This is a genomic window from Vibrio nigripulchritudo (assembly GCF_027924785.1).
GTDB lineage: Bacteria > Pseudomonadota > Gammaproteobacteria > Enterobacterales > Vibrionaceae > Vibrio > Vibrio nigripulchritudo.
Genome location: NZ_AP027050.1, coordinates 1,240,049 through 1,251,949, shown reverse-complemented (window position 1 = coordinate 1,251,949; position 11,901 = coordinate 1,240,049). Strand labels below are relative to the sequence as shown.

Genomic DNA, 11,901 nt, shown 5'->3' with positions numbered 1-11,901 from the left:
CTAGGGTAATCATGAACATTGGCATCTACATCTACGAATACGCAGAACCTATCGACTTCACCGGTCCATACGAAGTGTTCGCAACGGCAAACAAGTACGCAGCGAACTATGACGCTCAATTCCTACCCTATCTGATAAGTGAGTCTGGTGACGCTGTAACGGCTAGGCACGGTTATCAGGTAGTTCCCCATCGCTCAATCCATAATCATCCGGAGTTGGATGTGCTCATCGTTTCGGGTGGGGTTTACGCTCATGAAATGAAAAACATGCGGGCTATCAACTGGATTCAGGAACAGGCGTCGAAAGTAAAAATAGTCGCGTCAGTCTGTAATGGTGTCTTTTTACTGGCGCAGGCCAAACTGCTGTCTGATCGCAGAGTCACGGCGCATGAGCAGCATTTGGACGATCTTGCTCAGCAATTCCCAGATGTGAAGCTTGTGAAAAATACTCGTTGGGTAGAGGATGGAGAAATCATCACTTCTGCTGGTATGTCTGCGGGTATCGATATGAGCTTACAGCTGGTTTCCCGGCTTTCTAAGTTGGAACTGGCAAAGAAAACCGCAGACCAGCTCGACTTTAAATGGAGAAGCAAGCATGTCGTCGCCTATTGATTTTGAACATCACTCAATCAACTACATTGAATTCGCTGCGACCGATCTGGAAGCGACCAAAACGTTTTTTGAGGAGACGCTCGATTGGGTATTCACCGATTATGGAGAAGAGTACACAGCGTTTAGTGCAAAAGGTTTGATGGGTGGTTTCTTTAAGTCGGGGTCGGTTTCCTCTTCGGTCGATGGTGCACCTTTGTTGGTGTTGTTCAGTAAAGATCTGGAGAACTCCTTTGATTTAGTGCAATCGAAAGGTGTCGAAATTACCAAACCCATTTTCAGTTTTCCGGGTGGAAGACGATTTCAGTTTAAAGAACCAAGTGGTAACGAACTCGCCGTTTGGGGTGAATGAAAAAGCGTTTAAGCATTGAAATTCGTTACGATTTATTCGCGAATCGGATATGCACTAACTTTATTATCTATGAGACAATGGGCTGTGCTTAACTAGTTTAAGCTCAGCCCTTTCTCGTTGTGTTGGCACGAAAAAGTTAAGGGAAAATACCCAAGTGACCTCAAGAGGCAGGATTCAGAGCAACATATTCTGTTTCAGTTCAAGGATAAGAACGCAGCGAAATGACGTGTCCTTTTCAAGTTCTTCGACGAAGAAATGGGACAGAATATGCGCTCCCAAGGGCGAGACTAACTGGCTTTCATACTGCGTTACCGATTCTTGATTTAGAACCACTAGATCTTCAAATCGGTGTCTTGTCTGAAAGCCAGTTAGTTCTCGCTGAACCGATCATCTTGAGGCCACTTGGGTATCTATCAATAAATAAAAGGAAAGGAATATGTCGTTGTTCAGCCGATTACTTCTCAGTTTTATGGCGCTCGCTCCAATCTCTGCTCAGGCGGTGCATCAACACTATGTGCTCGATCCAAAAGTCTCATCCGTTAACTTCTCTACTATTAAGCTGCAGTACTTTTTGGAACCTGCAAAGTTTGAGGTGATCAGCGGTAATATCAATGCAGATGGTGAGTTCAAAATCGATATCGACTTATCTTCCGTGGATACCGGAGTAAAGATTCGTAACCAGCGTGTTAGCGACCTGTTCTTTAAAACAGATGAGTACCCTAAGGCAATGCTGACTGGAACAATTGATTTGGCGGAGGTGTCTGCACTGACGGAGCCCACAATCAAAGAAGTGAAAGGTAAGCTTGAGTTTTATGGCAGTAGCAAAAGCGTGAAAATGTCTTTGCTGGTGGTTAACACGCCGCAATACATCGCAGTAAGTACAGTGTCTCCTGTTATTGTGAATGCAGTTAGCTTTGGTGTTCCAAATACCAACGTAGAAGAGTTAGCGAAAACAGTAGGGGGAATTCCAATTTCTCCAGCAGTCGCCGTGAATGCTGCGTTAGTATTTAAACGCAAATAACCTGAAGTCGGGTTAGATAACCTCTAAAACGTTAAGAATTAGCAGAACGCCGAGTTTGAGGACTCGGCGTTTTCTTTGTTAATTGCTTAGTTTTGGCTCTGGCTTAAGAAGACTGGTTTAAGTTCGCTTCGCCAGGTAGGCATCATAATCTGGAATCTCGATATCCACTTCTTCTGTTAACAGGCTAGAAGCGAATAAGAAATTAGCCGTCGCGCGGTTTGTCGCGACTGGGATATTCCAGACACTCGCAATTCGCAGAAGGGCTTTCACATCCGGGTCGTGTGGAACCGAGTTGAGCGGATCCCAGAAAAAGATCAGCACATCAATTTTACCTTCAGAAATCAGTGCACCCAGCTGTTGATCTCCCCCCATTGGACCGCTGATTAGGCTTTTAATCGCTAGCCCGGTTTCCTTACTCAGCATGTGCCCGGTTGTCCCCGTGGCATAGAGAAAATGCCCTTGCAGTTTGTCTTTATTCTCTGTAACCCAGCGCAGCAATTCAGGTTTGCAGTTATCGTGAGCGACCAGAGCAACATTTTTATGTGCAGGCATTGTTCTTGTTGTTTTTTGCATTCTTTACTCCTTGAATCATACCCAAAACGAATAGAGCAACTGGGTATATTTGTATTCTGCCAACATTTTGTGACAATTAACAATAAGCATGCTGAGAATGTTAGCTCAGGAGCTCTTAAGCCTATAAATGGTTCTCTTCTTCAACCATGTAAATAGGTCGGTATTCGGCGGGAGACAACGAGTCCGCAATAACGGTTTTGCTGATCTGCTCTGGTGTAAGAGGCTCGATAACCGGGACAAAGTTGGATTTGAAAGGCTCATTTCTCAGGTAATGAGTTGCCTGCTGGATAGAGATTCTGCCTTGCTGAACCATCTTATCTGTGGGTGCAAACTGAACACGATCGCGGCGAAGACCTCGGTAAATACCGTGGCTCAGATAGGTCGAGATTAATCCGATATCGGTTCTTTTGGCGTTTCTCAACTCACTGATTGCAGCTTCAATCGCAACTGCGCTACCTACAATGTAGTCCACTTGCTCGGACTCTAAAACTTGCTGAACTAAGTTACGCTGTAACTCCTTGTCGTTGTCTTCCCATAGGGAAACAACCACTTCAACATCGCTGCTTTTTATCGCTTCATGAAACCCGCGTTCAACAGGCTTTGTTCCGCCTCTTTGCTCTGGTCCCGGAAGCCAGGCTACCTGAACTTTTCCACTGCCTTTGGGGTGCTTCTTTTTCAGGTAGTTACCCGTTTTGAACCCCATGTCATACCAGTCGACTCCAACGTAACCATGAACTGACTTTGAGGCGGTACTATCTGTATTTAGCTGATTGACGGTGACAAACACGGGAGTCTGCCGCACTAAATCTGCGAGAGTATGTTTGTAAGCATCGGGAGCCACTGTGCCAAGCACTATCGCATCTGCGCCCCAATTTCGGCACTCTTCAATTTGCTGAGTTTGGCGCGTCAGATTGGGGTAGCCACCAGACTCCAGCACCTTAAGATTCACTCCTTGATTCTTGGCTTCTTCCACCATGCCGTAGTTGACCGAGAGCCAGTAGGAATCTTTTAAGTGAGGATAAATCGCACATATTTTTTCTGCAGCGTGCAAAGGAAAGGCTGATAAGATCAAACTTCCGGTTACCAAGATAGGGTAACGTAAGGACGGTGTTCGGAATCTCCAGCTTAGGTGTTTAAAGCAATCTGGCATTTTTTCGCTTTCTTTTTGGAATCTGGGTGCAAACACTGCAAAATATAACCAAATAACAATAAAAAACCTAATGTTAATCCGGTTCGTTATCCCCAATTTTCTTTCGCTATGAGGCAAAAATGCTGCTATCCCCGTCGAGTATAGGTCGCAGGCTTTTATATTCATTCATCGCTATCGCATCGCTAATGGTTATGGCTTCCCTAATCGGTATTGCAGGGTTCTCACTGGTAGCGAAAACAGAGCGCCAGCTAGCCGACAATGCTATTCCAGCGATGTTAGAAGCCCGTCAGGTTTCAGAGCTCAGTTCCCGAATCGTCTATTCTGCGCAGCTCCTAGCTAACTCAGAAAGCCCGACAGAGGTGAAAAGGTATGGTCAGACGCTGTTTGCAGAACTGAATCAGTTGCTCACGCACATTAAATTGCTCGGTTCAGACGCGTTCGATTCAACATTATTGGATCGATTGGAGTCCAATGTTCAGAACATCATCGACAATTTGGCTGAGCTCGGTCTTGCTGTGGAAAAGCGACTCAAACTGAATGACGATATTGGGGATTCAGTCGAGTATATGCGCCTGAAAGCAGACGAACTGGAAGGGCTGGCGCGCACTCAGGTACTGAACTCCAGCACAGTTGCGGTAGCCAATGTCGCTCACGTATATGACTTGCTGGAAAGTAATAATTCAGAAGCGGCATACAACGCCCTGGATACGCTGGTTGAAGTCGATATGGATCTGACTGAACGCCTGCATGAGCTTCATCTGCTGGCGCTTCGTCTGCTTACTCAAATCGAAGAAGTGAAAAGCGTGACGGTGTTTTCGCGGATTCAGGAGCTTAAAAATCAGTTCGATTCTAACCTGACGATCATGGAACGACGGGTTCGTTCAGTTGAAGATCCAACTCGTTCAGTGAAGATGAGTGGGTTAATTGATGAGCTTCAGGCAAACAGCCAGATTTTTGAAATGTTGATGCAGCGTTATCAAAACGAAGAGCTGGCAAGCAGCCTGAATGCGAGAACGCACGGTTTGTTTGCAGAATTGAACAACATCGTTGGGCGACTGGTGGACGAATCAAATCAGAGCTCAACTGAGGCGATTGAGAATGTGTCGAAGACGCTGAGCATGGCGCAATGGACGCTGATTTTGCTCTCAATGCTCGGGCTTTCCATTGTCGGAATTATTATCTGGAAAGTGGTGTATCAGTCGGTTGTTGTGCGTCTGAACCAGTATTCCAGTGCGTTGCTCAATGTAGCCGAAGGTAAACTGGAGCTCGACATTGATGTTAAAGGCAAAGATGAGCTGGCAGACATGGGGCGGGCAATAATCGTCGCCCGAGATACCGCGAAAACATTGAAAGTAGTGGCAGAAGGCGAGGCAGAAGCAAAGCAGGAACTGGAACGCCACAAAGAGCATCTTGAAGAGATCGTTGATCAGCGTACACAGGAACTCAAACACACCAACCAGAAACTGAACGTAGAAGTGTTAAATCATGCCAAAGCCAGAAACGAAGCAGAGCGTGCGAACCGTGCAAAATCTGCTTTTCTGGCAACCATCAGCCATGAAATCCGCACTCCTTTGAATGGTGTTCTGGGAACAGCCAGCCTGCTACAAGAAACTTCGCTTTCAGAAGAGCAGCTCAAATACACCGACATCATTAATCGCAGCGGCAGCAGCTTGTTAAGTATCATTAACGATGTACTTGATTACTCGAAAATTGAAGCCGGGCATTTAAAAGTTGCTCAACATAACTTTGATTTGGTGAGTATGGTTGGTGACATCTCTCAATTGCTTTCCAGCCGCGCAACCGAGAAGGGGCTAAACCTCTATCAGGAAGTTGACCCTGAGATCGGGCGATACTTTCTCGGGGATTCCGTGCGAATCTCTCAGGTTCTGACCAACCTTATCGGTAATGCGATTAAATTTACGGAACAGGGTGAGGTGGATGTGTATGTCGGAAGAGATACCAATCGACCTAATCACATCTACTTTGAAGTTTCGGATACTGGTATCGGTATTGAAGAGACGGCTCTGGATACTCTGTTTGAAGCATTTACCCAAGCCAGTGGTGGTGAAGGCAAGGTCGGGGGGACAGGGCTTGGTTTAGCCATCTGCAAAAAGTTAATACAGGCTATGTGTGGTGTGATTGGCGTGCATTCTGAACCCGGAGAGGGAAGTCGGTTCTGGTTCAGCCTGCCATTACCGGTTGGGGAAGAACCTGAAGATTCACCAGAACCCGCAATACTCAGCACATGCCGAAAGGCAAACGTTCTTCTGGTTGAAGATAACCCAGTGAACTGTTTAGTGGCAGAAGGGTTTCTGGAGCATTTAGGTCATACAGTGACGACAGCGACGACGGGCGAAGACGCCAAGTTGTTAATGATGAAGCACAGTTTTGATATCGGATTACTGGACATTAACTTGCCTGACTGCAACGGAGTCGATCTTCTGGCTGAGTTAAGACGCATTGAACAGCAGAACCTAACTGAAACCGGAGGAGAACTGACCCCGATGATTGCCGTCTCTGCTCATGTTTTTAGTGAGGAAGTGGCAGAATATCTGGCTTCTGGTTTTGATGCCTTTGTTCCTAAACCAATAGAGAAAGAGCTTTTGGCGAATACACTCGCTAAAGTACTTGAAGGTCAAGTGCCAGATGTCACCGTTGGAATCCGGGAGTCTGAGTTTAGTTCAACTGAACCAAAGTTGGTGACAGAAAATGCGATCCCTGAATTTGATTTGCTGGATGTTTCAGTGATTCGGCAGGATGCCTGCGTGTTGGGTAAAGAAAAGGTGATGAGCTGGATTGAGATTTTCAAACAATCATCAGCTCAGGACTGGGAAAACATTAGTCTGGCGTTTGAAGCGGGAGATGAAACTGAAGTGAAATCCCACGCGCATAAATTGAAAGGATCCGCTGCCAGTTTAGGTTTAACAGCGTTGCGAGAAGCACTTGCCGAGATAGAGAGTTCTTCAGACCCATTGGTATTGTTGAGAAGAGAGAGGGACGCTATTAAGTCTCTGCTGGATAATTCAGTTGAGGCACTGCAGACTCTGGAACTGTAGCCTGACAGCAAAGTTCAACATACATTAGAACCAGTGCCAAAATAATGAAAACCCCGATGTTCATTGTCGGGGTTTAGATTTCAATGCTGATTAAATCAGCTCGGAACATAACTATTTATCGCCTGCGAGCAGCCCACTTAAGGCGTAAGGGTCATCCTCCATTCCAAAGGCGATTCGACCCCGCAGTTGTTCCAGTTCATTCTCTAGCTGATACATTTGGTCAAAATTACCTTCGGAACAAGCGATGTAGATTTGTTGTTCCAAGTCCTCAATTTTATCTTGAATACTCATCTTAAACCCTCCTGTAAGGAATGTTTTTCAGAGTGATTTGCCAACATTGGTTAGCAAATCTCACAAGGATTATAGTCAAAGATTTTAAATTGGATCAGCGGATTCGGATCAGGCGACATTACCTCAAAAACACAAACCAATAACTTACAAAAAGGCATGTGGACGAATCACTCGAAGATCCAATCACTTAGCAAGAAATGAAAATTACGCAAATTTTTTATGATTTTTTCTTGGAATAGTTCACATAGCAGATCTCGGCATTCACACTCAGCTGCTGGAATTTCTGTAGCCAGCGGATTTGGTTTTGCTGAAGTTTATCGCCAGGTCCTTTGACTTCGATAAATTTGAGCTCTCCATTTTTAAAGGCAACCAGATCGGGCTGACCCGCACGGAAGTTTCGCATGTCTGAAAGCATCACACGAAACAATTCAACCAACTGTTCTTCAGGTAGCGCAATGCCAGCCTGTGTGATGTGCTCTGGGGTAAACACGTCCCAAATGACATAAGGGTTAGCAATGCCATACTTTTCGCTGTAGCGCTCTATGAGGGGCTCATAACCCAAAGTTAAAAACCGATGAATATCGGTCTCAATCAGCTCAGACCGATTTTCACTGAATTCCGGGCGATAGAGGTCCAGAGGTCGGTACTGATAGGCGTGGTTAAACGCTCCTTGAACGGGCGCGTAGATCGAATCCCAAAATACCAGTCCAAACAACCCATTCAGAAAACAGTTTTCTAAATAGTAAGTCTCCCAACCAGACTGGTTGTAGTGGATTTGAGTAGCTACCTCGACGCGTTGTTCAGACAAATCCAGTTCAATGTATACCTCTTCAAACTTCGGCTTCGTTACAGGAGTCGGCTTATCCCCAAGCTTTTTCACTAGCTTTCGCTCAATTCGCTGGGCAACTTCCCATTCATCCACATCGTAAGGTGAGCTCAGCATATCGTGGGTGAGAGTTAGAGCTTGTTCGTCTAACCCCATTTTTTCCCACATGCGGACACGTCGCTCCCGACTTGGTGGCAAAGCGTTTTCGCTGAAATGCGCAATCGCTTCGTCAAATTGCTCGTGGCGTTCTAAGTCTCTAGCCAGTTTATTGATGAGGTGAGAGCGTTTTTTATCGACATCCTGATGACCACTTTTGGATGGTAATGCATTGAGCCAATGCTGAATATGCTCAAGAGGGGCTTTTCGATATTCATAATACTGATTACCAATATCACCAATTTTGAGCAGTGAGAGCAGCTCATCTCTATGGTTGAAGTAGCGAAGTTTCCGACTCAATGGGTAGCTTTCAAAGCGGTTCAGCCCTAAATCAGACAATACAAACTGGGTGAAATCCTGATGCGTGTTAGTAAAAAACAGCGCCGTAAAGATCGGCATCAACTCGGCATGAAGTAACTGAATACAGGTAAATGGCAGAGTCGATATATCGACTTCTTCATCGGGCAAGAGGTTGATTAAATCAGATTTGGGAAGCTGCTTATTCAGGTTAGGGTAGAGGGCTACGATTTCAGGCTTTGTGAGCAGCGAACGAGCGAGCTGTCTGCAATTCACTTCGTCAGGAAGAAAGATAAGCTTATGTTCACTGAGCTGAGCCAGACACGCTGTGATATCCCCAATTTCTTGGTATACCAGTTTATCACTTCGAAACCACTCTCCCTTGCGCGAAAGCAGACGAATCAGCAGGCATTGAGACGCTCTATCTATCTTGTTGTAAGACTCAATCCAGATCTTTTCTTCATCGGCAAGAAGATCATCATAAGTCTGAATAGCGTTATTCAACAAAAGCTGGAAATTGGAGTGATAGTAATCAACGGGTAATTCAGGTGGTTGTGAAGGCATATTCGTCGCATAAAAAAAGAGCTTACCGTTAAGGGTAAGCTCTTTCTCTGTAGAGATTCAAATCTAATTAAGCGGCTGTTTTAAGCTCTGCGGCTTTCGATTCGCTGATTGGCTTAGTGATAAGAGCCAATACCACACAGACACCCATCATTACGGCTGAAATCGTGTACGCCAGACCGAAGCCTCCGCCATTAGTCATAGAGTAACCGACAACCGCTGCACCGATAGCGCCACCGATACCCCATGAGGTGTAAAGCACGCCGTAGTTGGTGCCGTAGTTTTTCAGACCGTAGTATTCCGCAGTAATAGATGGGAATACCGCCAGAAGCGTACCGTAGCCGACTGCTGCAATGGCAGTACCGATGATCAGCGTGAATTCTGAAGTAAAGGTTGCAAACAGAACCATGTTGATGCCCTGAAGAACAAACGCAAGAAGCAGAGTGCGAACACCACCGATTTTGTCGGATAGGATACCCGCCGCAACACGACCGCCTGAGTTAAATACCGCAAGGATAGAAGCCAGGTAAACTGCATTTGGCAGGTTCGCCTGAACACTTGCGATATTGGTGATGTTACCAATGATCATCAGACCTGCTGACGCCGCAAAAGCGTACATAATCCACAAAGAGTAGAACTGAGGCGTTTTCAGCATGTTCTTCCAAGAAATATCAACAGGCTTCTTAGCAGCTACTGGCGCTTTACCTGCTTTTACTTTTGGCTCTTCAGGCGTGTAACCCGCTGGTGGGTTGTTAATGGTGCATGCAAGCGGAACAGCAATGATCAAAACACCAATACCCAGAATCATAAAGCTGGAGTTGATGCCGTAAGAAGAAATCAGCGCAGAAGTTACCGGAGCAAGGTAAACCGCTGCCAGGCCAAAGCCCGCTGCAATCAGACCGTTAACCAAACCTTTCTTGGAAGAGTGGAACCACTTCATTGCAGAAGGAGACAAACACGCGTAACCAAAACCGATACCCGCACCTGTGATAACGCCAAACGTAATGTTTAGCATTAGTACAGAATCCGCGAAGCTTGAACCGATCATACCAAGACCAGTCAGGGCTGTACCAAGAATCAGGATATTGCGTGGGCCCATACGGTCTTGCAGTACGCCAGCAACAAGAAGACAGATAGAGAATGTGATCGTTGCGATTGCGTAAGGCTGAGAGGCGTCTGATGCACTCCAACCGAAGTCACTGACCAAGGCTTTGTTGAATACGCTCCACGCATACAAGATACCCAAACAAAGATTGATACAGAATCCGGCAAGAAGAATTCGCATCGCTTTATCGATTTTATTCATTTCTCTTCTCAATACACCCGCGAGGGGAAGTTAGTTACTAAAAAATTTTTTGTCTTTATCAAAAAAAGACACAAGAACTGCGCGCGGATTATAAACAATCTCAATGTGATTGGAATCCCTTTTTCAACATAAAGTCGGAGAAATTTCGAGATCGGGGTGGAGTAGGCTGGATATAGGTATTGACAATGTTGCGAGGCTGTTAACTTAACGTTGGTCTAACTGTAAAAATCGTTATCTGTAGTGACGATGCAGTTTTTTCCAAGACGTTTTGCTTCATACAGTGCGCGGTCTGCCCGCTGGATCATAAGACTGTAATCAGAGTCAGAATCACAGGAACAGGCGACACCAAAAGAAGCCGTAGTGGCTTCTTCAAAGTTCCACTTATTGATTTCCGATTTTATCGCTTGGGCATAACACAATGCTTGTTCATAGTTGTAATCGCTCATACAGATAATGAACTCTTCGCCACCCCAGCGAGCACTAAAAGCGTGGCTGCCTAATACTTCATTTAAAACTGCCGCAAAGGCACGCAGCGTCTTATCACCACCAGCGTGACCGTGCTTATCGTTGACTGACTTAAAATCATCAAGATCAATAAGGATGCAGCTCATCGACTGATCCAGCTTATAGCGGCTTTCTAATGTCGAAGTCATGAAACGGCGGTTATGCAGACCTGTTAAGGAGTCATGATTCGCTTGGTACGTCAGTTTTTCTTCCAGAATAAGCTGCTCGGTCACGTCTAATACCGATACCTGAACGGCCGGTTGACCGTCCCAGTCAATCACCCGCTCAGAGAGCTTGAAATAAGCCGTAGAGCCGTCGAGTCGGAAGTTTCGTACGGTGACATTCTGGCTCGTGTTCTCGCCCGCCAGCAGCATATCGTAACGAGAACGTGCCACATCCTGATACTTTTCAGGTATATGAGAAAAGATGGTACCTGTCGAAATCAGAGCATCGACGCTCGGATAGCCGAGCATTTTTGCATAAGTCTGATTCACCAGAAGTGGTTTGAAGTCGCGGTGTACCAAGATGCCCTGAAGGGAGCCTTCCACCAGCTCTCGGTAGCGACGTTCGTTTTCCTGCAACTGAAGCATTGCTTCTTCCTGAGCGGACATATCGATGATCGTAACTTGAAGTGCAGGCTTACCTTCCCACTCAATGACATGGTCGATAGCCAGAACCGAAAACTCTCTGCCGTAGCGATCCACATTTATAGAGGAGTGCATTCTTGGACGCTGCTGATTTGCAAGGATTCTTTGGTAGGTATTCAGAGCTTCTTGATGATCACAGGGAGCGATAAGATCAAGCAAGCTATCTAGCTGGTAGATATCTTCTGGGGAATCGAACCCATAAATTTTGGCGAATGCTAAGTCAACGTAGAGCGCTTTAAAATTGCGCTGAATGACCACGCCATAAGTACTATCAAACAAAACGAAGCTCTGGTGGTTTATAAAACACTAATGGTATCTCACAAAGCTGGGGTACATGTGATGATCGAGCTCCCGAAAATAGAATTTCCCTTAAATTAGTGATGAGAAATTTAAATGTTAATTAACTGTAACAAAAGCATTGAATAATTACTTTTAACTAGCAATATCAATACTTGAGGGTGTAACTAAATATTTCTGCTGTTAACTGTTTGTAAACGTGTGCTTAATGTACGAAAAACAATGCAGTTTTATCGTGTTTTTTACTTGAAATTGG

Annotated in this window: 10 protein-coding genes; 4 read left to right on the top strand and 6 right to left on the bottom strand. The window is 45.5% G+C overall.

The window, feature by feature from the left end:
- Nucleotides 1–11: 11 nt before the first annotated feature.
- The 3 genes from QMG91_RS24030 (at nt 12) to QMG91_RS24020 (ending at nt 1,981) form a co-directional block, all read left to right on the top strand.
- The gene (locus QMG91_RS24030) at nt 12–611 is read left to right on the top strand and encodes a DJ-1/PfpI family protein (protein WP_004409063.1); all 600 of its coding nucleotides are present in this window, start codon (nt 12–14) and stop codon (nt 609–611) included.
- Entirely contained in the window at nt 595–960 is a 366-nt protein-coding gene (locus tag QMG91_RS24025; protein WP_281830576.1) for a VOC family protein, read from the top strand. The genes QMG91_RS24030 and QMG91_RS24025 overlap by 17 nt, the downstream gene beginning before the upstream one ends.
- A gap of 436 nt (nt 961–1,396) precedes the next feature.
- Nucleotides 1,397–1,981 carry a YceI family protein gene (locus QMG91_RS24020; protein WP_281830575.1) on the top strand — a complete coding sequence of 195 codons (585 nt, stop codon included), beginning with the start codon at nt 1,397–1,399 and terminating at the stop codon, nt 1,979–1,981.
- Nucleotides 1,982–2,098: 117 nt separating this feature from the next.
- On the opposite strand, the gene QMG91_RS24015 is transcribed toward QMG91_RS24020, so the two are convergent.
- Together QMG91_RS24015 and torT are read right to left on the bottom strand one after the other, a co-directional pair.
- Nucleotides 2,099–2,554, bottom strand: a complete 456-nt coding sequence (locus tag QMG91_RS24015; protein WP_004409058.1) for a methylglyoxal synthase — start codon at nt 2,552–2,554, stop codon at nt 2,099–2,101.
- 121 nt (nt 2,555–2,675) lie between these two features.
- A complete protein-coding gene (torT, locus tag QMG91_RS24010; protein WP_281830574.1) occupies nt 2,676–3,704 on the bottom strand; it encodes a TMAO reductase system periplasmic protein TorT in 1,029 nt (342 codons plus the stop codon).
- 119 nt (nt 3,705–3,823) lie between these two features.
- On the opposite strand from torT, the gene torS reads away from it, so the two are divergent.
- Nucleotides 3,824–6,760 carry a TMAO reductase system sensor histidine kinase/response regulator TorS gene (torS, locus tag QMG91_RS24005; protein ID WP_281830573.1) on the top strand — a complete coding sequence of 979 codons (2,937 nt, stop codon included), beginning with the start codon at nt 3,824–3,826 and terminating at the stop codon, nt 6,758–6,760.
- Nucleotides 6,761–6,871: 111 nt separating this feature from the next.
- Here the strand turns inward: torS and QMG91_RS24000 are convergent, their stop codons facing one another.
- The 4 genes from QMG91_RS24000 to QMG91_RS23985 form a co-directional block, all read right to left on the bottom strand.
- A complete protein-coding gene (locus tag QMG91_RS24000; RefSeq protein WP_004409054.1) occupies nt 6,872–7,051 on the bottom strand; it encodes a hypothetical protein in 180 nt (59 codons plus the stop codon).
- Nucleotides 7,052–7,268: 217 nt separating this feature from the next.
- The gene (locus tag QMG91_RS23995; protein WP_281830572.1) at nt 7,269–8,894 is read right to left on the bottom strand and encodes a VRR-NUC domain-containing protein; all 1,626 of its coding nucleotides are present in this window, start codon (nt 8,892–8,894) and stop codon (nt 7,269–7,271) included.
- A gap of 67 nt (nt 8,895–8,961) precedes the next feature.
- The gene (locus QMG91_RS23990; protein WP_281830571.1) at nt 8,962–10,197 is read right to left on the bottom strand and encodes an L-lactate MFS transporter; all 1,236 of its coding nucleotides are present in this window, start codon (nt 10,195–10,197) and stop codon (nt 8,962–8,964) included.
- 215 nt (nt 10,198–10,412) lie between these two features.
- Entirely contained in the window at nt 10,413–11,627 is a 1,215-nt protein-coding gene (locus QMG91_RS23985) for a sensor domain-containing diguanylate cyclase (protein ID WP_004409048.1), read from the bottom strand.
- Nucleotides 11,628–11,901 lie beyond the last annotated feature (274 nt).

Coding starts and splice junctions, on each gene's coding strand:
- QMG91_RS24030 (WP_004409063.1), top strand. CDS start 12: ATGAACATTGGCATCTACATCTACGAATACGCAGAACCTATCGACTTC.
- torT (WP_281830574.1), bottom strand. CDS start 3,704: ATGCCAGATTGCTTTAAACACCTAAGCTGGAGATTCCGAACACCGTCC.
- QMG91_RS24025 (WP_281830576.1), top strand. CDS start 595: ATGTCGTCGCCTATTGATTTTGAACATCACTCAATCAACTACATTGAA.
- QMG91_RS23995 (WP_281830572.1), bottom strand. CDS start 8,894: ATGCCTTCACAACCACCTGAATTACCCGTTGATTACTATCACTCCAAT.
- QMG91_RS24020 (WP_281830575.1), top strand. CDS start 1,397: ATGTCGTTGTTCAGCCGATTACTTCTCAGTTTTATGGCGCTCGCTCCA.
- QMG91_RS24000 (WP_004409054.1), bottom strand. CDS start 7,051: ATGAGTATTCAAGATAAAATTGAGGACTTGGAACAACAAATCTACATC.
- torS (WP_281830573.1), top strand. CDS start 3,824: ATGCTGCTATCCCCGTCGAGTATAGGTCGCAGGCTTTTATATTCATTC.
- QMG91_RS23990 (WP_281830571.1), bottom strand. CDS start 10,197: ATGAATAAAATCGATAAAGCGATGCGAATTCTTCTTGCCGGATTCTGT.
- QMG91_RS24015 (WP_004409058.1), bottom strand. CDS start 2,554: ATGCAAAAAACAACAAGAACAATGCCTGCACATAAAAATGTTGCTCTG.